The 19,463-nt window shown below is 56.4% G+C and carries 19 protein-coding genes; 15 read left to right on the top strand and 4 right to left on the bottom strand.

All coding sequences use genetic code 11. The annotated features are described in order from the left end of the window. Positions 1-13 precede the first annotated feature (13 nt). From U738_RS07505 to U738_RS07460, 10 genes are all read left to right on the top strand, one after another. A complete protein-coding gene (locus U738_RS07505; RefSeq protein ID WP_035578896.1) occupies positions 14-304 on the top strand; it encodes a F0F1 ATP synthase subunit C in 291 nt (96 codons plus the stop codon). A 3-nt stretch (positions 305-307) separates the two neighbouring features. Continuing rightward, positions 308-1,090 (top strand): F0F1 ATP synthase subunit delta, encoded by a 783-nt coding sequence (locus tag U738_RS07500; RefSeq protein WP_050713527.1) that lies wholly within the window; start codon positions 308-310, stop codon positions 1,088-1,090. Beyond that, a complete protein-coding gene (locus tag U738_RS07495; protein WP_050713528.1) occupies positions 1,087-2,685 on the top strand; it encodes an alternate F1F0 ATPase, F1 subunit alpha in 1,599 nt (532 codons plus the stop codon). The genes U738_RS07500 and U738_RS07495 overlap by 4 nt, the downstream gene beginning before the upstream one ends. Positions 2,686-2,737: 52 nt before the next feature. Further along, the gene (locus tag U738_RS07490; protein ID WP_035578894.1) at positions 2,738-3,664 is read left to right on the top strand and encodes a F0F1 ATP synthase subunit gamma; all 927 of its coding nucleotides are present in this window, start codon (positions 2,738-2,740) and stop codon (positions 3,662-3,664) included. A gap of 262 nt (positions 3,665-3,926) precedes the next feature. Next, positions 3,927-5,423, top strand: coding sequence for an arginine-ornithine antiporter (gene arcD / locus U738_RS07485; protein WP_081899059.1), 1,497 nt, complete (start codon positions 3,927-3,929; stop codon positions 5,421-5,423). 49 nt (positions 5,424-5,472) lie between these two features. After that, entirely contained in the window at positions 5,473-6,693 is a 1,221-nt protein-coding gene (gene arcA, locus U738_RS07480) for an arginine deiminase (protein ID WP_035578892.1), read from the top strand. Positions 6,694-6,718: 25 nt separating this feature from the next. Continuing rightward, a complete protein-coding gene (gene argF / locus U738_RS07475; protein ID WP_035578890.1) occupies positions 6,719-7,717 on the top strand; it encodes an ornithine carbamoyltransferase in 999 nt (332 codons plus the stop codon). 19 nt (positions 7,718-7,736) lie between these two features. Continuing rightward, complete coding sequence (gene arcC, locus U738_RS07470) at positions 7,737-8,666, top strand: carbamate kinase (RefSeq protein ID WP_035578888.1); 930 nt, start codon at positions 7,737-7,739, stop codon at positions 8,664-8,666. Positions 8,667-8,882: 216 nt separating this feature from the next. Further along, positions 8,883-9,164, top strand: a complete 282-nt coding sequence (locus tag U738_RS07465) for a PepSY domain-containing protein (protein WP_035578886.1) — start codon at positions 8,883-8,885, stop codon at positions 9,162-9,164. A 13-nt stretch (positions 9,165-9,177) separates the two neighbouring features. Continuing rightward, a complete protein-coding gene (locus U738_RS07460; protein ID WP_035578885.1) occupies positions 9,178-9,747 on the top strand; it encodes a cytochrome b/b6 domain-containing protein in 570 nt (189 codons plus the stop codon). A 105-nt stretch (positions 9,748-9,852) separates the two neighbouring features. Here U738_RS07460 and U738_RS07455 read toward each other — a convergent pair whose 3' ends face one another. Together U738_RS07455 and U738_RS07450 are read right to left on the bottom strand one after the other, a co-directional pair. After that, on the bottom strand, positions 9,853-10,542 hold the full coding sequence (locus tag U738_RS07455) for a VIT1/CCC1 transporter family protein (protein WP_035578882.1): 690 nt from the start codon (positions 10,540-10,542) through the stop codon (positions 9,853-9,855). A 72-nt stretch (positions 10,543-10,614) separates the two neighbouring features. After that, on the bottom strand, positions 10,615-11,349 hold the full coding sequence (locus U738_RS07450; RefSeq protein ID WP_035578880.1) for a Crp/Fnr family transcriptional regulator: 735 nt from the start codon (positions 11,347-11,349) through the stop codon (positions 10,615-10,617). Positions 11,350-11,501: 152 nt separating this feature from the next. Between U738_RS07450 and U738_RS07445 the strand changes: the two genes are divergently transcribed. The 5 genes from U738_RS07445 to U738_RS07425 all read left to right on the top strand — a co-directional run bounded on the left by U738_RS07445 (position 11,502) and on the right by U738_RS07425 (position 17,405). After that, positions 11,502-11,750 (top strand): hypothetical protein, encoded by a 249-nt coding sequence (locus tag U738_RS07445; RefSeq protein WP_035578878.1) that lies wholly within the window; start codon positions 11,502-11,504, stop codon positions 11,748-11,750. A gap of 337 nt (positions 11,751-12,087) precedes the next feature. Further along, positions 12,088-13,899 (top strand): PHA/PHB synthase family protein, encoded by a 1,812-nt coding sequence (locus U738_RS07440; protein ID WP_035578875.1) that lies wholly within the window; start codon positions 12,088-12,090, stop codon positions 13,897-13,899. Next, entirely contained in the window at positions 13,896-14,714 is an 819-nt protein-coding gene (fabI, locus tag U738_RS07435; protein ID WP_081899058.1) for an enoyl-ACP reductase FabI, read from the top strand. The genes U738_RS07440 and fabI overlap by 4 nt, the downstream gene beginning before the upstream one ends. Further along, positions 14,701-16,140: a bifunctional enoyl-CoA hydratase/phosphate acetyltransferase gene (locus U738_RS07430; RefSeq protein ID WP_050713530.1), complete on the top strand. Its 1,440-nt coding sequence runs from the start codon at positions 14,701-14,703 to the stop codon at positions 16,138-16,140. The genes fabI and U738_RS07430 overlap by 14 nt, the downstream gene beginning before the upstream one ends. Next, positions 16,137-17,405 carry an acetate/propionate family kinase gene (locus U738_RS07425; protein ID WP_081899057.1) on the top strand — a complete coding sequence of 423 codons (1,269 nt, stop codon included), beginning with the start codon at positions 16,137-16,139 and terminating at the stop codon, positions 17,403-17,405. The genes U738_RS07430 and U738_RS07425 overlap by 4 nt, the downstream gene beginning before the upstream one ends. On the opposite strand, the gene U738_RS07420 is transcribed toward U738_RS07425, so the two are convergent. Together U738_RS07420 and U738_RS07415 are read right to left on the bottom strand one after the other, a co-directional pair. Beyond that, a complete protein-coding gene (locus U738_RS07420; RefSeq protein WP_035578873.1) occupies positions 17,389-18,804 on the bottom strand; it encodes an ATP-binding protein in 1,416 nt (471 codons plus the stop codon). The two genes, U738_RS07425 and U738_RS07420, sit on opposite strands and share 17 nt — an antisense overlap. Next, a complete protein-coding gene (locus U738_RS07415; RefSeq protein WP_035578869.1) occupies positions 18,801-19,463 on the bottom strand; it encodes a response regulator in 663 nt (220 codons plus the stop codon). Before U738_RS07415 ends, U738_RS07420 begins: the two co-directional genes overlap by 4 nt.

Below are 19,463 nucleotides of genomic sequence, written 5' to 3'. Positions count from 1 at the left end.
AAAGGTACACTTTATGGACGCTCTCACCTGGATCGCCGTCGCTTCCATCGTCATGGCAGGCTTGACCACGGGCTTCGGTACCATGGGGCCGGCTTTGGCCGAGGGCAGAGCGGTCGCCGTTGCGCTTACCTCATTGGCCCAGCAGCCCGATGCTTCTGCAACCATCACGCGCACGCTATTCGTCGGCTTGGCGATGATCGAATCCACCGCCATTTATTGTTTCGTGGTGTCGATGATTCTTATCTTTGCCAATCCCTTCTGGAATGCCGCACTGGCGGCGGCCAGTCAGGCAATAGGCGAATAAACCATGCTCATCGATTGGTTTACTGTCGGCGCCCAGGTGCTGAATTTCATTATTCTGGTGTGGTTGATGAAGCGCTTTCTTTACCAGCCGGTACTGAACGCCATTGCTGCGCGTGAGCAAAAGATTGCTGCCGCACTGGCGGACGCCGCCAATACCAAGGCAGAAGCGCACAAGCAAAAAAGCGACTTTAAGCAAAAAAATCTAGCGTTCGAGCAACAGCGTACAGATTTATTGCAGCAAGCCACGGATTCAGCAGCGGCGGAGGGTGAACGCCTGCGTACCGAGGCAACCCAGGCCGCCGATAAAGCGAGCGCAGCGCGCGCGAAGGCATTATCGACGGACACCCAACATCTGCATGCAGAGATCGTTCGCCAGACCCAGCAACAGGTCTTTGATATCGCACGCCGCGTGCTAAGCGACCTTGCAAACACTAGCCTGGAGCAACGAACAAGCGACGTCTTTATTCAGCGCTTACAAAACGCCGACGGCGAGACATTGGCATCACTAAGCAAGGCACTCACGGACACTTCCGAATCTAATCCCGCCCTACTGCGCAGCGCTTTCATACTCCCAGCAGCTCAGCAGATGGCCATCCAAACTGCACTGGAGAATAAGATCGGCCATTCCATTGCACTTAGGTTCGAGACCACCCCTGATCTGATAGCAGGCATTGAAATCAGTGTCCAAGGACAGAAACTGGCATGGAGTATTGCAGACTACTTGAGTGCCTTGTCCTCAATTCCGCCTACGGCGCACGCCAAGTCCGATGCGACGGAGGCTGCATGACCGCCGCAATATCCGACAAAACAAGCCTACAGCGCGCTGTCGAAAGCGCGTTCGCAGCTATCCAGCAGCGTTTGCAGACATTCGAACCGCAACTAACACTACGCGAGGTGGGCACGATCAACAGTGTCTCCACCGGCATTGCACGTGTCCATGGGCTACAGCAAGCCAGCTCCGAGGAGCTGCTGATATTTCCCGGCGGACTATTCGGTATCGCATTCAATCTCAATGAAGACAGCATTGATGTGGTACTGCTAGGTGACTACGCACACCTTCATGCGGGGCAAGAAGTTCAGCGTACCGGCCGGGTAATGGACGTGGCCGTGGGCGACGCCTTGCTGGGCAGAATGATCGACCCGCTTGGGCGACCATTGGATGGTCTGGGGCCGGTGATGACACATCAGCGGCTGCCCATCGAACGGCCCGCGACCGCCATCATGGATCGCGCCCCGGTGACAGAGCCGCTGCAGACCGGACTGAAAGTCATAGACGCGCTGATTCCAATTGGTCGCGGCCAGCGTGAACTGATCCTGGGTGACCGCCAGACGGGCAAGACGGCGATTGCCATCGACACTATTTTTAATCAGCGCGGTAAAGACGTTCTTTGTGTGTATTGCGCCATTGGTCAACGGGCGTCTGCGGTGGCGAAGGCAGTCGCTAACCTGCGCGAGAAAGAGGCGCTTTCCTACACCGTGGTCGTTGTCGCCGAAGGTAACGAGGCCCCTGGTTTGGCCTACATTGCGCCCTACGCCGCCACGAGTATCGCCGAGCACTTCATGGAACAGGGCCGCGACGTACTGATCGTTTACGACGACCTCACCCACCACGCCCGCGCCTACCGCGAATTGTCGCTGTTACTGCGTCGGCCACCGGGGCGAGAAGCCTTTCCCGGCGACATCTTCTATATCCATTCACGCATGCTCGAACGCGCCACCCGCTTAAACAAAGAGCGTGGGGGCGGTTCGTTGACCGCGCTGCCCATTATCGAAACCGAGGCACAAAATATCTCGGCCTACATTCCGACCAACCTGATTTCTATTACCGATGGGCAGATAGTGCTGTCGCCATCGCTGTTCGAACTCGGCATTTTACCGGCCATTGACGTGGGTCAGTCGGTATCGCGTGTGGGTGGCAAGGCACAGCGTGCGGCCTATCGCGCAGTGGCAGGCGACCTTAAGCTGGCCTATGCACAGTTTGAAGAACTTGAAACCTTTGCCCGTTTTGGCGCTCGCCTGGATGAAGATACGCGGCAATCCATCGAGCACGGGAAACGCATTCGCGCCTGCCTCGGCCAGGCCGAATTTTCGCCGGTATCCGTGCCCGCCCAGATCGCCATCCTGCTGGTATTGAACGCAGCCTTGTTTGACGCCGTTCCACTTAAGCACATGTCGGCAGCACAACACGCCGTGGAAGAGATGGCCAATGACCTGCCTGATGACCTTAGCAAACGTCTCACCGCAGGCGATAAGTTGACCGACACGGATCGTCTGCAGATCATCGAAGCAGCCCGTCTAGCACTTGCAACTTTCCTGCCCCCAATTGATAACGCGCTACCACAAGCGACGACTGCTCATACTGAAATCAGTGCCCACCCATGAAAAGGCACAGCGTTAACAGTCCCTATAATAACGCCAATGAAGCGCAGCCTTAATGGCCACCACCCTCATTGCCCTACGCCGTCAGATTGATAGCGCCGGAGACCTCAAGTCCGTCGTCAGTACGATGAAGGCATCCGCCGCATCGGCCATTGGGCAGTATGAACGCTCAGTAGCAGCCTTGGCCGATTACGCACACACGGTCGAACTTGGGCTAGGTGTGTGTCTTCGCTCAGCCGAGCAGCGCGGTTTAAAGACGCAAACATTGCCACCACGAACCCATTCAAGTCGGCAGCACGTTGTAGTATTCGGCTCTGATCAAGGGCTGGTGGGACGATTCAACGAGGTGGCTGTCGACTATGCGGTGCAAGCACTGGCGAATACGGAAGCCAAGGTTTGGGCTGTTGGCGAGCGCGCGCATGCGCGTCTTGTCGATGCTGGCATTTCGCCCGAGGGCCTCTTTGCGGTTCCTGGATCGGTGGAACTGATCAGCCGATTGGTCGGCGATATTTTGCTAAACGTTCAAAGCTCAGACATCACAACGGAGGACGAAGGGCATTTTGCCACGCAAAGCACCGCGCTGACCCTCTTCTACAACCGGCCAAATGCTGCTGGCTATGCCCCAGTAAGCCAGCGCCTGCTGCCCCTGGATACTCAATGGCAGCATGGGCTCGCCAAGCAACCGTGGCCCACCCCCCAGATACCCGAAGTACTGGACATCTCTGCGCAGACACTGCGCGCCTTTATCCGCGAGCACCTCTTCGTCTCGCTGTTTCGCGCCAGCGCTGAGTCGTTAGCCAGTGAAAATGCTAGCCGACTGGCCGCTATGCAGCGCGCTGACCGCAATATCGCCGAGCTGCTGCAGTCACTGCACGCCCGCTTTCATCGCCTACGCCAAGCGGGCATCGACGAGGAGCTGTTCGACGTTATCTCCGGTTTCGACGCTTTAATGCCCAGCGACGGTACCAGCCTCAAGTCATGACGATGCTGCGTGCGTTGACGTACAGACAGGCTTAGATACTGGGAAGAGACTAAGCAGAGACTCCAGCCAACCTAAATCCCAGTCGCTGGCAGCAACCCGTACAGGTATCTGAGATGACTCAGCCACAGTCTGACGATTACCGCTCTACCAATGAACTCGCGCCCACAGACAATGAGCTAGGCCAAGCCTCGATCATCGCTGATGCTCTTCAGGCAAAGCTCAAGCGACAATGCCATCTACAGACTTCAGCGCGTGCGTTCACATGAAGAAGCCTAGCGCAGTTCACTCCGCAACATTCGCAGCAACTAGCGTCGATGACGTCACCACGCCCCACGTCCAAGCCAGTGCCGCCTCGCCTGCCAAATTGGGGCTCAGCCTGCTGGTGGCGCTTGTGGTCGGTTCGATCATCGGCAGCGGCATATTTGGGCTTCCGCAAAATATGGCCGCCGGTGCAGGTGCTGGCGCTATCCTGATCGGCTGGACCATTACCGGTATCGGTATGCTCCTGCTGGTAAGGGTTTATCAGATGCTCTCGATGCGCAAACCCGAACTGAACAATGGCGTTTATGCCTATGCCCGCGCGCTGTCAGGTGAATACGTGGGCTTCAACTCTGCCTGGGGCTACTGGGTAAGCGCCTGGATTGGCAATGTCGGTTATCTGGTGGCTGCCTTCAGTGCGCTTGGTTACTTCTTCCCTATATTTGGTGATGGCAACTCTCCGGCCGCCATCGCTGGCGCCTCCATCGTTTTGTGGGTCATACATCTATTGGTACTGCGCGGCATACAAGGTGCAGCAGTACTTAACGCGGTGATCACGTTAGCCAAGATAGTGCCTTTGCTGCTGTTCATTGCACTGGTAGCAATGGCCTTTGAGATAGACACTTTCCGTCTCGATTTCTGGGGAGACGCGGGTCTCGGTTCCGTGCTCGACCAGGTCAAGAGCACCATGCTGGTGACCGTCTGGGTGTTTATAGGCATCGAAGGTGCCAGCGTCTATTCGGCAAGAGCACGCAACCGTGAGGATGTAGGTCGCGCGACTATCATCGGCTTTCTAATTTGCCTGCTGTTGCTGATGGCGGTTTCGTTATTATCGTTGGGAGTGTTCAATCAACCGACACTGGCCGGTCTCAAAAACCCATCAATGGCGGGCGTGCTTGAAAATGCTGTTGGCACCTGGGGTGCCGTCCTGATCTACGTAGGTTTGATCGTCTCGGTGGGCGGTGGATTCCTGGCCTGGATGCTGCTCGCTGCTGAATCCCTGTTCACCCCTGCCGGTGGCGGCGTAATGCCAAAATGGCTGGGGCAGACAAATACAAAACACGTGCCTGCCAACGCCCTTTGGCTGACGAATGGCATGGTGCAGCTATTCCTGATACTGACGTTATTCTCCGAAGCTTCCTATTTGGCGCTGATCTCGCTATCTACCGCGATGATCCTGCTGCCCTACCTTTTCAGTGCCGCTTATGGCCTTTCACTGGCGTTGCGTGGTGAAGGTGTCAAGGCAGCAATCGGGCGTGCGGATGTTCCTGTTGCAGCGCTGGCCACAATGTACTGCTTGTGGCTGCTATACGCCGCCGGTTTCAAGTACTTGCTGCTGAGCGCCATGCTCTACGCGCCTGGCGTGCTGCTGTATGCCTGGGCCAAGCGCCAGCGCAAGGAACAAGTGTTTACTACTTGGGAGTGGCTAGTATTGGCGGCCTTGGTCGTACTGGCCAGCGTGGCAGCCACGCTGCTAGCCATGGGGCGACTCAGCCTGTGAACACGTACCCACTTTCACCCTCTCTCTGCTTGAACAGGAGAACGATGCGATGACGTCTCAAGGTGTACATTCTGAAGTTGGCCGTCTTCGCCGGGTACTGGTATGCCGGCCCGGCCTAGCGCAACAACGCCTGACGCCAGCTAATTGCCACGACTTATTGTTCGATGACGTTATCTGGGTTGAGCAGGCGCGCAATGACCACGACGCGTTCACCAATGCCATGGTGAGCCACGATGTCGAAGTACTGGAGTTGCATGATCTTCTGGCCACGACCATGGCCGACCCGATAGCCCGCACCTGGTTGCTAGATCGTAAATTAGGCCCAGGAACCGTTGATAGTGAGCTGGTCCAGGAGCTCCGCCCCTGGCTAGAAGAGCTGCCACCACAACGCTTGGCGGAACACCTGATCGGCGGTTTGGCACGCGCCGAACTGACGTTCGAACCAGCGGGCCTGTTGGCGAAATACGTTGCCGCAAACGATTTTCTGCTGCCGCCGCTACCCAACACGCTGTTCAGCCGTGACAGTAGTTGTTGGATCGGTAAGGGCGTGGTTCTGTGCCCAATGTACTGGCCCGCACGCCGGCAGGAAACACTGCTAACGGCAGCAGTGTATCGCTTCCATCCATTATTCGCCGGTCAGGTAACAACCTGGTGGGGTGACCCGGACGAAGAGCACGGCGGTGCGACAATGGAAGGGGGCGATGTGATGCCCCTAGGCAATGGCGTGGTGATGATAGGCATGGGTGAGCGTACGTCACCACAGGCCGTGAGCCAACTTGCCCGCAGCCTGTTTGCAAAGGGCGCGGCTACCCGCGTGCTGGCAGCACAGATACCAAAATCTCGCGGCGCCATGCATCTGGACACAGTATTTACCTTCTGCGACGTAGACTTAGTCACTAGCTTCCCAGAAATGGTCGATGAAATCCGTGTACACAGTCTCCGGCCGGGTGAAAAAGAAGGCAGTCTGGATGTACGTACTGAAACAAAGCCCTTCCTCGAAGTAGTCGCTGAGGCGCTGGGGTTGGCCAAGCTACGTTCGGTGGCTACTGGCGGGAATGCTTGGCAATCAGAGCGGGAACAGTGGGACGACGGCAACAACCTGCTGGCACTGTCGCCTGGGGTGGTGATGGGCTATGCCCGCAATACCCACACCAATACCTTGTTGCGTAAGGCAGGTGTGGAAGTTATCACAGTGCCAGGCTCCGAGCTGGGGCGTGGACGAGGCGGCAGCCACTGCATGTCCTGCCCGATTGAGCGCGACGCGCTCTGATCCTAACCCCTGATGAGACGATATCATGAGTTTTAATCTACACAATCGTAGCCTATTGGCGCTAAAGGACTTCACTCCAGATGAAATCCGTTTCCTTCTGGATCTGTCTGCCGAACTAAAGCGCTCTAAAGCGGTGGGCAATGAAGTGCCGCGCTTAAAGGGCAAAAATATCGTCCTGATCTTCGAGAAGCCATCAACCCGCACCCGCTGCGCCTTCGAAGTCGCGGTGCACGATCAGGGTGGTCACGTTACCTACCTCGATTCTGGCGCCTCGCAGCTAGGCCACAAGGAATCGCTGAAAGACACCGCACGAGTACTTGGGCGCTACTACGACGGCATCGAGTACCGCGGGTTTCACCAAAGCGTGGTTGAAGAGCTAGCGCAATATGCTGGAGTGCCTGTATGGAACGGCCTGACGGATGAAATGCATCCCACACAGATACTCGCCGATCTACTGACAATGCAGGAGTTCGGCGAGAAGCCACTGCACGAACTCAGTTTCTGCTATCTCGGAGACGCCAGTTTCAATATGGGCAGTTCGCTACTGGTCGGCGGCACCCTTATGGGCATGGACGTCCGCATCTGTTCGCCCGCAGAACTACAACCACCCGCCGAGCTGGTCGCCCAAATGCGCGAACTAGCCCGCGCCACCGGCGCACGCATCACACTGGAGACCGATCCATTGAAGGCGGTGACCGGCGCGGACTTTCTCTATACCGACGTCTGGGTCTCAATGGGTCAGGACGACGAGGTCTGGCAGAAACGCATCGACCAATTGCTGCCCTATCAGGTCAATACCGCACTGATGCAGGCAACTGGCAAACCCACCAGCCGATTCATGCACTGTCTGCCAGCCTTCCATAGCCTAGAAACTGAGGTGGGTCGCCAGGTCCATGAGAAATATGGCCTCAGCGAGATAGAAGTCACCGATGAGGTATTCGAATCAGACGCCTCGATTGTCTTCACCCAAGCCGAGAACCGTATGCACACCATCAAGGCCGTGCTGGTAGCGACCCTCGGATGAGACCTAACGGAGCCGAATCATGAGGATTGTCGTTGCGCTGGGCGGCAATGCACTCCTGCGCCGCGATCAACCACCCACGGCGGAAAACCAGTTGGAGAATATTCGTAGTGCAGCTTCTCAACTGGCGCGCGTGGCCGAAAAACACGATCTGGTGCTAACGCACGGAAATGGTCCGCAGGTCGGTCTATTGGCACTGCAGGCTGATGCCTATATAAAAGTGGATGCCTACCCGCTGGACGTATTGGGCGCCCAGACGGATGGCATGATCGGTTACCTGTTAGAGCAAGAGCTGGCTAATCGGCTACCTGCCACTCGGGAAGTGGCGACGCTGATAACCCGCGTAGAGGTCGACCCAAAGGACCCCGCCTTTAAACATCCAAGCAAGCCAATCGGCCCAGTCTACGAAAAGGTAGAATCTGAGCAAATAGCCATTGCCAAGGGCTGGAGTATGGCGCCGGATGGCAGTGCGTTTAGGCGCGTAGTTGCGTCCCCAAAACCAGTCCGGGTACTCGGAATACAAGCAATTCGCTGGTTGCTGGAACGTGGCGCTGTGGTCATAGCCGCTGGGGGCGGAGGCATACCAGTGGCACGCAACATGGGTACTAACGACCTCCAGGGCGTTGAGGCTGTGATCGATAAGGACCTATGCAGTAGCCTACTTGCACGTGAATTGCAGGCGGATCTGTTAGTCATCGCCACCGATGTATCAGCGGTTTTTCTAGATTGGGGAAAACCTACCCAGAACGCCCTCGAAAAAGTAACGCCCCAGAATTTAAGCCAATACGACTTCGCCGCGGGATCAATGGGACCAAAAGTCGAAGCAGCGCAAGCCTTTGTTCTCGCTACCGGTAAACGCGCGGTAATCGGCTCGCTAGAACAGATTGAGGGCATGCTCGAAGGAAGTGCCGGCACGCAGGTCTACTCTGCCAACGCAGGTAATGCTGATTAATGCAGTGCTCGCTTAATACTTGTTGGAATAGAGCCGCAATGCTTTAGCTATTCATTTATCTGCCTATCAGGCGCCAGAGAAACGTTCTCAATAATCATTTTTTTGGTGCTTACCTTTTTTTAAGCCTGCCATAAGTCACCTCATTTAGGATGATCCTTGTGCCAATCGACAAATATGTCTTGCACAGCCAACCATCATCGAAAAGAGGTATTACGTATGCGAACTCACATCACTAAGATTATAACGTCAGCTTTGTTACTGACGGCTAGCACGGCTGCGCTGGCCGAGACTCATTGTACTGATGCCCCCAGTGACGAATGGATCAGCCAAGCTGATATGCAGGAACGTATCAGCGAGATGGGTTACAAAATCAAAGAATTTAAGGTCACCGAGGGAAACTGCTACGAGATATACGGCTGGGACGAGCAGGAACGCCGGGTAGAGATCTATTTCAACCCCGTAGATGCCAGCATCGTGAAGCAGGAAGTCGAAGACTGATCAGGAGTTTACCATGGCCGATAATACCCGTATCCGTGTTTGGGATCCGTTGGTCAGGTTGGTACATTGGGCTTTGGTCGCTGGCGTAGGCGTTAACCTATGGGTAACCGAAGAAGGGGGCGATATACACCAATGGGTCGGTTATGCCTTGGTGGCATTAATCGTCGTACGCATCCTTTGGGGGTTTATCGGTCCCTGGAGCGCACGCTGGCGGAGCTTTTGGCCTACGGTGAGCCGACTTCAATGTGCGCTGCGCGGTCGCGACAGCAAGACAGTGCAAACCGGCATTACCCATACACCGCTGGGGGCCATCATGATGCTGGTGCTGCTTGGGCTAATCCTCGGTCTGGGACTTACTGGCTACATGATGGAAGAAACGGATCGTTTCTGGGGGGTTGGCTGGGTTGAAGAAACCCACGAACTCATGGCCAACGCGTTTCTTTTTCTAGTACCACTGCATGTATTGGGTGCTGTGGTAGGAAGCCTCAAGCAAGGCGATAATTTGATCGCTAGCATGTTGCATGGCTATCGCCGCCGCCCTACCTCTAACCCCAACGCTAAGGCTCACGATGTACAGTCTTAAAAGGTACTGTTAAGACGATACCATGATTGTGGCCACTCCTTAATTTTGCACGAGTGGCCTTTTAAGGCCTGCCTGACACAGCGCGATGGCTGCGCTATCTCTTATTTATGCCACGACGCCGAACAAGCGGCCTATGCCGAAGGTCAAGACCATCGCCAGTGCGCCCCAGAACATTACGCGCAACGAGGCTTTGAGTATCGGCGCGCCACCTACACGGGCAGCTGCCGCCCCCAGAAAGGCCAAAAACACTAGCGAGAAGAGCGCCACCAGAAGAATCAGCAAGGACGGCGGCGCCCACCAAGCGATCAGCAACGGCAACAGGGCGCCAGCCGTGAAGGTCACAGCCGATGAAAAGGCCGCCTGGAGTGGGCGAGCTTGGCTTGTCTCGGTAATGCCAATCTCATCTCTGGCGTGAGCGCCTAGCGCATCGCTTGCCATCAGCTGTTCAGCGACTTGAGTGGCCAGCGCCGGTGTTAACCCACGCGCTTCATAAATCGCTGCCAGCTCTTCCAGTTCAGCATCAAAATGCTCCATCAACGCTTGGCTTTCAAGCGCAAGATCCGCATGCTCGGTGTCAGACTGTGAGCTAACGGAGACGTATTCACCGGCGGCCATCGACATAGCCCCGGCCACTAGACCAGCAATACCCGCTAACATAATGTCGCTATGCGCGGTGCTCGCTGCCGCCACACCGAGGATCAGGCTGCTAGTCGAGACAAGGCCATCATTCGCGCCCATGACGGCTGCGCGCAGCCAACCTGAACGGTTAGATCGATGGTGTTCTGTATGTTGCATAGCTTCACCTCGTGATTAATCTCGCCTTTCTTTCCAAACTTAGCCTGATGCGTCGTCATCAGTTCTGCCTTTTCACAACAGCAGCGGCCCCGTTTGATCCAGATAGGTAGGATCAAAACCGACCAGCGTGGTCAACCCATGGTAATCATCAAAAGTCACCACACCATGGCGAAACGTCATCAGTCCTTTTTCGCGTAGTTGTCTAAGCAAACGGTTAACGTGAACCGCCGTCAGCCCTAATGCATCCGCCAAATGGTACTGCGTTAACGGGCAGTAATAGCCTTGTTTATTGCCCATCCCGACCAGTGTCAGTCGAGCGCCGAGTTCAAGTAGAAAATGCGCCATGCGCTCTATGGCACTTCGTCGACCGATATTCACCAGGTGTTCAACCACCATGGCCTCATCACGCGATGCTGCCCATAAAACCGCCGTAGCTAACCGCAGGTGTTGGGCAAAAATGTCCAATAAATCACTCACCAACACTTCAGATACTTCAATATCCGAGATGGCCTCAATACTGTGATCAGAGGTGTGAAGCAAGGCACTTCTCAGGCCTAGAAAATCGCCCGGGATTTGGAAATCGACGATCTGACGTGAGCCATCCAGCAGAATCTTATACGAGCAAACCCAGCCTGCGGCCAAAATGTAGGCTTTTTGGTCTGACTGGCCCTGATGGACGAGATCTCTTCCTGCTAACACGGCCTTACGCCGCTGGTGTAAACGCGAGATAACCGTAAGCTCGACCTCCGACAGAGCCACAAATGCCCCCAGTTTGCGAGCAAGCGGCGTCGTTTCAATCGCCGTCATAACGTTTCCCAATGGGAGAAAAAAAGCAGAAGTCCAAAGCGCTGACTGCTTTCGATTAGCTCAGCATAACGGGCTTTGTGCCAATCTGCTGCAACTCATATGTGAGACGCATTGATTTAACGCTCGCCACTTAACGGAATGGAGAAACTCAGATGTCACATCATGTATCAAAAGATAAGGAGTTCGCAGGGTTGGCCGCACTGGCTATCTGCGAATCGCTGTTGCTGGCCATCAACGATCACCAGCTATTATCGGAAAGCGAAATCATCGGTGTGCTCACGGATGCCGCCAACACCCATGAGAATGCAGTGGGCCTGGATGACGAGTCGGAGACACACGTAGGGGTGGCCGCGTTAATCAACGCCATCATCAGCGGCGGCAACTCGGTACGGCGGCTTTAAGACAACGGGTTGCTAAGCGTCAGCTCCCCCCCCCTTTGGGTCCTGGGCTGCCTTCTTCCGAGAGTCGAACATGCTGGCCCGGCTGGCCCACTTTCACACCTTTAAGTATCCACAAATTGAGGGTGCGTGTTCGTAAGGCGACACGCCCCTGAACATCTACCTCAGGCATCTGTACGGCCCAGAGAGAGGCAAAAAACACCGACTTTTAACCGGAATAACTGATGCTGATCAGCTTGTCACATGCGTGCAAGGGCTATCCTCTTTACATCTAGCGGATGGAACAGTTTGGGTGAAATCGTTTGGAGGTAACGGCGATTGAATTCATAAAGGAGCAACGATGTTAAAACGTCCGGCAACCACGGATACCGATAGGACCGTTACCGAAAGCGACACAGCGGCCGAAGACAACGCGGTATCGACCTTTTATCAAACCATCGACCAGTCCGCCCACCGGGCAGTGGCGAAAGCAACGTCAGGGCTTGCCCCTTCGGTGCTGGCGGTAGCGTGGATCGATTGGGCAGTCCACCTGTCTGTTTCACCGGGAAAGCAGTTGCAGCTGATGTCCTCAGCGATGCGAAATGCGCAGACGCTGTGGACACAGGTACTCGCATCACCAATGCGCGGGCCTCAAATGTTGGCCTCCCAAGCATCAGGCGACGAGCCCGACACCTTGGACCGGCGATTTGCTGATCAACGCTGGCGGCAATACCCCTTTAACATTTTGTCGCAGGCGCACCGCCAATACTGGCAATGGTGGCAAGAGGCCATGACCGGGGTCCATGGTGTGGCCCCTGCGCATGAAGACCTCATGGCGTTTGTCACCGGCCTTATGATTGACACAGCCTCGCCGTCCAATTTCGCCTTTACCAATCCGCAAGTCATCGCCGCTACGGTGGAGGAGAAAGGACAAAACGTTGTACGTGGTGCCAAGCAACTGGCCGAGGATGTCTACCGCAAGACCGGCAAAGCACAGCCTGCGGGCCCGCAGCCCTTTGAAGTAGGGCGCAATCTTGCGGTTACCCCCGGCAAGGTCGTCTTTCGTAACGATTTGATAGAGTTAATTCAATACACACCCAGCACCGAGACGGTTCGCCCTGAACCGATTTTTATCGTGCCTGCCTGGATCATGAAGTACTACATTCTTGATTTGTCAAAGACGAATTCACTGGTTCAATTTTTGGTGGCCCAGGGCTTCACCGTGTTCATCGTCTCTTGGAAGAACCCCGACGCAGAAGACCGTGAACTGGGCATGGATGAGTATCGTCAGCTGGGCATTATGGAAGCCATCGATGCCGTTCAAGCGATCACCCATGCTCCCAAACTCCATGCCGTCGGGTATTGTTTAGGTGGAACGCTCCTGGCTATCGCGGCGGCAACGATGGCGCGCGACGGCGATGAGCGTTTCGCGACCGTCACTTTCCTGGCCGCTCAAATCGATTTCACCGAGGCGGGACCGTTGCGTCTGTTCATCAACGACGCCCAGGTGACCATGATTGAAGACATGATGTCCGAGACCGGCTATCTGTCATCGGATCAGATGGCCGGCGCCTTTGCCTTGTTGCGCGCTCGCGATTTGATCTGGGCCCCTGCCATTCAGCGTTATTTGCTGGGGTTGCAGGGCCACTCCTTCGACCTGATGGCGTGGAATGCGGACGCAACGCGTATGCCCTCCCGGATGCACTCAGAGTACCTACGCTGGCTGTTCCTGAACAATGACCTGGCCGAAGGTCGCTACCAGGTGGATAGCAAAGCGATTGCGGTTACCGACATTCGTGCCCCCATCTTTGCCGTTGGCACTGAAGACGATCATGTGGCGCCCTGGCGTTCCGTCTACAAACTTCACCTATTAGTGAATGCTGATGTGACCTTCGTGCTCACCAGTGGCGGGCACAATGCGGGGATTGTGTCGGAACCGGGTCATCACAACCGCCATTTCCGCATCGCCGACACCGATGCAGATGCCTCTTACCGTTCACCTGATACCTGGTGCTCAGATACCGAGACACAGGCGGGATCGTGGTGGCCTGCGTTCACTGATTGGCTTGAAAAACAGTCGGGCGATCCCATCGCGCCTCCCCCACTGGGTGCCCGCTCAGGCCGGTATGCGGCACTGTGCGATGCGCCTGGCACCTATGTGAAGCAAACATGACCGCCCTCCACAACGGCCTGGAAAACGATCGGAAAGACGAGGAGCTTCCAGCGCTTGCTCTTAAAGACAAGGTCGCGCTGGTGGTCGGTGTCGCCAACGAGCACTCCATCGCCACCGGCTGCGCGCAAGCGTTTCGCTTAGCGGGTGCCGACGTTGCGCTGACCTATGCCACTGAACAGGCAAAGCCCTTTGTGATGCCCGTGGCTGATGCCATCGGCGCGGCGTTGCTGCTGCCCATGGACGTAGACGTTGAGGGCGAAATGGAGGCGGTCTTTAGCGCCATTGCCCAGCGCTGGGGACGACTCGACATCCTGGTCCACTCCATCGCTTATTGTCCTGCCGGGGATCTGCATGGGCGCGTCACCGATTGTTCACGCGCTGGCTTTGCCCAGGCCATGGATATATCCGTCCACTCACTGATACGTATGGCGCGCCTGGCCGAGCCACTGATGGTACAGGGTGGCTCAATCCTGACCATGACCTACTACGGGGGTGAGAAGGTCATCGATCATTACAACATCATGGGGCCCGTCAAAGCGGCGCTGGAGGGCACCATGCGTTCGCTGGCCGTTGAGCTGGGCCCCAAACGAATTCGCGTCAACGCCATCTCGCCAGGGCCGCTTAACACCAGAGCAGGCTCTGGGATTGCGCACTTCGATGAGCTCATAGACGCAGCGCGGTTACGGGCGCCGGAACAAGCGCTGGTGACGATTGAGGATGTCGGCCATATGGCGGTAATGCTTTCCAGTGATAACGCACGCTGCGTGTCAGGCGATACCGCCTATGTAGATGGAGGTTTTCATGTCCGAGCTTGAGCATGTCGAGGCGACACCTACCTATATAGAGAACAAAACCTACGACGAGATTTCGATCGGGGACAGCGCACAACTGACCCGGAGGTTAAAAACGCAGGACATTGAACTCTTTGCGGTCATGTCAGGCGACGTTAACCCCGCCCACGTGGATTCTGAATACGCTAAAACCGATATGTTTCATGGGGTCATTGCCCATGGCATGTGGGGCGGTGCCTTGATCTCGGCGGTTCTGGGCACTCAGCTACCCGGCCCCGGTACCATTTTCCTGACACAGAGCCTGAACTTCCTAGCCCCGGTCGGCCTAGGCGATACGGTCAAAGTGAGAGTGGAAGTCACCGAGAAACACCCCAAAGGCCGCTTGACCCTCGCCTGCACGTGCTTCAACGAGCACAACACGCTGGTGATTAACGGCACCGCGGAAGTCATCGCACCGCGTGAAAAAGTGCGCCGCCCTCGGGTTGTGTTGCCCGAAGTACACCTGCACGTGCAAGGCGCACACTATGCCAAGCTGATCGCCGCAACGCATCACCTATCCCCCATCCGAACCGCTGTCGTTCACCCCTGCGATGAACTGTCGATCACTGGCGCGCTGGAAGCCGCTCGCCAGGGCATGATTGTGCCCATCCTGGTGGGGCCCACGGCCAAGATTCACGCAGCGGCCAAGGCTGCCGGGGAGAGCCTGGCTGGCATAGAAATCGTCGATGCGGCGCATAGTCATGCCGCCGCGGATGCCGCCGTGGCGCTTGTCCGGGCCTCGCACGTGGCCGCGCTCATGAAGGGGTCGCTGCATACTGACGAACTCATGAACGCGGTCGTGAACACCGACACGGGCCTGCGCACTGAACGACGAATGAGCCATGTCTATGTGCTGGATGCTCCGCCCTACCCCAAACCCCTTTTCATTACCGATGCGGCGATCAATATTTACCCTGATATCGCGACTAAGCGTGACATCGTGCAGAACGCTATCGATCTTGCGCATACCCTAGGCATCCCACAACCCAAGGTGGCGATATTATCTGCGGTCGAAACCGTCAACCCCCACATCACCTCAACGCTGGATGCTGCAGCGTTGTGCAAAATGGCCGATCGAGGGCAAATCACCGGCGGTTTGCTCGATGGTCCGCTGGCCTTCGACAACGCCATTTCTGCCTCGGCAGCGGCCACCAAAGGGATCGTGTCTGACGTGGCGGGTGATGCCGACATATTGGTCGCCCCTGATCTCGAAGCAGCGAACATGATGGCAAAGCAGCTGATCTATTTGGCCGGTGCTGATGCGGCGGGCATTGTGCTGGGCGCGCGCGTGCCGATTATTCTGACCAGCCGAGCAGATAGCCCGATGGCGCGACTGGCCTCATGTGCCCTGGCACAGTGCTTTATCAGCTACGGGAACAATGGCTCTAGCGGGGAGAAAACAGCGCCATGACAGACGCGATTCTGGTGGTGAACGCGGGCTCATCGAGCCTCAAGTTTGCCCTCTACCCAGAGAGTTCCAACCCTACAGCGGCCCTCTTGCGAGGCAAGATTACCGGCGTTGGCAGCCGCTGTGTGTTTTCAGCGCGTGATGGCGAAGGCCGAGCCCTACCGCCAAGCGAAGGGATGTCTGTCGACGCTGTGGCAGCGCTTGATGATCTGATCCCTACGCTGCTTGAGTGGCTAAAAAATCACCGTGGGGGTGTCAATATCCTCGCGGCCGGTCACCGCGTCGTGCATGGCGGGCGCCACCACACCGGCCCCGCCAGGGTGACTGAGGCCCTGCTTGATGAACTGACAACCCTCGAACCGCTGGCGCCGCTTCATCAAGTCCACAATGTAAAGGCGATTCGCGCCGTGGCCGCTGCTCTCCCCGGTCTGCCTCAGGTCGCCTGCTTTGACACCAGCTTTCACCGCACCCAAGACCGGCTTGCCCAGCTGTTCGCACTGCCGCGCGCACTGACCGATGCGGGGATTATTCGCTATGGCTTTCACGGCCTGTCCTACGACTACATTGCCAGCACACTGCCTCACCATCTCGGCGCCAGGGCGGATGGACGCGTTATCGTGGCTCACTTAGGCAATGGCGCCAGCATGTGTGCCATGCAGGCTCGCCGCAGCGTGGCCACTAGCATGGGCTTCACTGCGCTTGATGGGCTCATGATGGGCCAGCGCTGCGGCACCATTGACCCCGGCGTTCTCTTGCATCTGCTTGACTGTTTGGGGATGACCACTCAGGAGGTCGGGCACCTACTTTATGAAGCGTCGGGGCTGTTAGGCGTATCGGGTATCAGTAATGATATGGCGATACTGCAATCAAGCCCTGCTGTCGAAGCGCGCGAGGCCATCGAGTTGTTTTGCTATCGCGCGGCAGGCGAACTGGCCATGCTGGCAACGGCCATCAAGGGGCTCGATACCATCGTGTTCACCGCCGGTATTGGCGAGCACTCGGCACTGGTCCGTCGTCTTATCTGTCAGCAGCTCGAATGGATGGGGGTGGCGTTGGACACTGACGCCAACGAACGTGATGCCGTCCGCATCAGTTCGACGGCATCAAGCGTTGACGTGCTGGTCATTCCCACTGATGAAGAGATCGTGATGGCCGGTGCGACGCACCGGCTAACCACGGGAGTGCATGCCCCCTTCCCGTCTCATGGCGCTAGTCATCCGTCGCCTCAGATCCGCACCCAAGGCCAGCAAGCTAATCAACGATCTTGATGCTGGTTTTCTCCCACGTCACACTGACCGCCAGCCCATTGGGTGTGCGATTATTAAGCGTAAGGTGTGCGTTTTGGCGCTGAGCCAACTCCGAGACAATCGATAAACCCAATCCGCTACCGGTGGTGCCCTGGCCAGACGCGCGCCGAAAGCGCTCCGTGACTTTATCCAACAGTGCCTCGGGGAGCCCGGGGCCAGTGTCTCTCACCGTGAGTTGAGGCAACCCCTCCCAAAGCGCCAACTCTACCTCTACTTGACCGCCTTCTGGCGTATAGCGCAAGGCGTTATCCAGTAGATTACGGAAGAGAATTCCCACCTCGACTTCGTCGGCGCGAACCTCCAACCGGGTTAAGCCGGTTAGCCTCAAGTGCTGATCTCGCTCTTCAGCGAGTGGCCACAGCTCAGCTACCAGTTCAGCAATAATCGGATAGAGGTCGATAGTGGCCGGTGAGGTTGTGGCAACTTGATCCAATCGAGCCAAAATAAGCAGTTGCTCTACCACCCGCTGAAGCCGCTCAACCCCGACATAAGCCTTTTGTAATGATTGCTCGCCCCCTGCCTGCGCATTATCTAAGTGGATTCTCAGCGCTGCCAAGGGCGTGCGTAATTCATGGGCCGCATCTGCAGTGAAGCGCCGCTCACGTTCTAACGTTGCTTTCAACCGGGCGATAAAGTCGTTTAGCGATTGACGTAATCCATTAAGCTCTTGAGGAACCGAATTATCAATTTGACGCAGGTCGTGGGCGGAGCGGCCTTGTACCTGGCTGGAAAGCGCTTGGATGGGTGCAATACCCCAACGAATAATTCGACTCATCAGCCAAAGAAGGAGTGGCAGCAACAGGAGCATCGGCAACACGTTGTTCCAGGTGATGCGCTCCACCACTTCATCATGAAACGACCCTCGCAGCCCCATGCTGATCCAGGTATCGCTGGCAACATCGAACATGCTGAAAACCCGCCAACGATGGCCATCGTAGCTTTCCCAGCGAAAACCCTCCTCTAAAGGCGCGGGGAAAGGCCCTGCATCACTCCATTTGCCCCCTAATAGCCTGGGTGAGCCATCGGGATTCCAAAAACCCAGTACTAATTTAAGCTCTTCCTCGTGGTAAAGCTTGGGACCTGATACAGAGCTGCTCACGGGGACTGCGTTACCGTCGCGATATAGCTGGGCCGGATGTTCTGGTAGGCCCATGCGTGAAGCCAAGCGAGCATAGTCGTCAATGGTCGCGTTGGGATCGAGCTGGCCAGCCACAATCCGGCTGTGCAGACTGAGCTGTGTATCGAGAATTTCTTCTAACTCGTGATCGGTAATTAAGTAAGCCGCGGTAACCGCCACGCCCCCGGCGACAACCATGGTAATGGCTAGCGTGCGAAGAAGATAACGCCGTATCGATCTCATTGCGCCTGGCTATCCAGCCGGTAGCCAATCCCACGCACGTTAATAATCAGATGCTTTTCAAGCTTTTTACGCAGATGATGAATGTGAACTTCCACCGTGTTGGACTCTACCTCTTCGCCCCAGCCGTAAAGCAAATTTTCTAAACGAGGGCGAGATAGCACCCTGTCAGGGTGCCTAGCTAGCTCTAGCAATAAGGCATACTCGCGTCGGCCCAACTTTACGTCTTTGCCCCGCCAACTCACCGCATGGCGAGCCTCATCAATACTCAGTGCACCCAGCGTCAATATTTGTGAGGCACGCCCCTCTGCGCGTCGCATGACGACACGCAAACGGGCAAGTAGCTCCTGCAAATTGAAAGGCTTGAGCACATAGTCATCCGCCCCCGCATCTAAACCGCCAATACGGTCTTCCATCGCATCGCGGGCCGTCAAAATCAGAATAGGCAGAGTAGATTGCTGTCGGAGTAAATGCAGTACCTGCATACCGTCCATATCAGGCAGTCCAAGATCCAAAATAATCACGCTGAAGGTCTCGCTGCCGATAGCACTAATTGCCTCGCGGCCAAGCATAAACCAATCGACCGCGTAGCCCTCGCGCTCTAGCGCCGTCTTAATGCCATCCCCAAGCAAGGGGTCATCTTCTATGAGCAGTGCACGCAT

The sequence above is a fragment of the Halomonas sp. TG39a genome (assembly GCF_000744395.1).
GTDB classification, from domain to species: Bacteria; Pseudomonadota; Gammaproteobacteria; order Pseudomonadales; family Halomonadaceae; genus Vreelandella; species Vreelandella ventosae_B.
This window is presented reverse-complemented; position numbering and strand designations above follow the sequence as displayed.

Coding starts and splice junctions, on each gene's coding strand:
- U738_RS07505 (WP_035578896.1), top strand. CDS start 14: ATGGACGCTCTCACCTGGATCGCCGTCGCTTCCATCGTCATGGCAGGC.
- U738_RS07500 (WP_050713527.1), top strand. CDS start 308: ATGCTCATCGATTGGTTTACTGTCGGCGCCCAGGTGCTGAATTTCATT.
- U738_RS07495 (WP_050713528.1), top strand. CDS start 1,087: ATGACCGCCGCAATATCCGACAAAACAAGCCTACAGCGCGCTGTCGAA.
- U738_RS07490 (WP_035578894.1), top strand. CDS start 2,738: ATGGCCACCACCCTCATTGCCCTACGCCGTCAGATTGATAGCGCCGGA.
- arcD (WP_081899059.1), top strand. CDS start 3,927: ATGAAGAAGCCTAGCGCAGTTCACTCCGCAACATTCGCAGCAACTAGC.
- arcA (WP_035578892.1), top strand. CDS start 5,473: ATGACGTCTCAAGGTGTACATTCTGAAGTTGGCCGTCTTCGCCGGGTA.
- argF (WP_035578890.1), top strand. CDS start 6,719: ATGAGTTTTAATCTACACAATCGTAGCCTATTGGCGCTAAAGGACTTC.
- arcC (WP_035578888.1), top strand. CDS start 7,737: ATGAGGATTGTCGTTGCGCTGGGCGGCAATGCACTCCTGCGCCGCGAT.
- U738_RS07465 (WP_035578886.1), top strand. CDS start 8,883: ATGCGAACTCACATCACTAAGATTATAACGTCAGCTTTGTTACTGACG.
- U738_RS07460 (WP_035578885.1), top strand. CDS start 9,178: ATGGCCGATAATACCCGTATCCGTGTTTGGGATCCGTTGGTCAGGTTG.
- U738_RS07455 (WP_035578882.1), bottom strand. CDS start 10,542: ATGCAACATACAGAACACCATCGATCTAACCGTTCAGGTTGGCTGCGC.
- U738_RS07450 (WP_035578880.1), bottom strand. CDS start 11,349: ATGACGGCGATTGAAACGACGCCGCTTGCTCGCAAACTGGGGGCATTT.
- U738_RS07445 (WP_035578878.1), top strand. CDS start 11,502: ATGTCACATCATGTATCAAAAGATAAGGAGTTCGCAGGGTTGGCCGCA.
- U738_RS07440 (WP_035578875.1), top strand. CDS start 12,088: ATGTTAAAACGTCCGGCAACCACGGATACCGATAGGACCGTTACCGAA.
- fabI (WP_081899058.1), top strand. CDS start 13,896: ATGACCGCCCTCCACAACGGCCTGGAAAACGATCGGAAAGACGAGGAG.
- U738_RS07430 (WP_050713530.1), top strand. CDS start 14,701: ATGTCCGAGCTTGAGCATGTCGAGGCGACACCTACCTATATAGAGAAC.
- U738_RS07425 (WP_081899057.1), top strand. CDS start 16,137: ATGACAGACGCGATTCTGGTGGTGAACGCGGGCTCATCGAGCCTCAAG.
- U738_RS07420 (WP_035578873.1), bottom strand. CDS start 18,804: ATGAGATCGATACGGCGTTATCTTCTTCGCACGCTAGCCATTACCATG.
- U738_RS07415 (WP_035578869.1), bottom strand. CDS start 19,463: ATGCGTGCACTGCTCATAGAAGATGACCCCTTGCTTGGGGATGGCATT.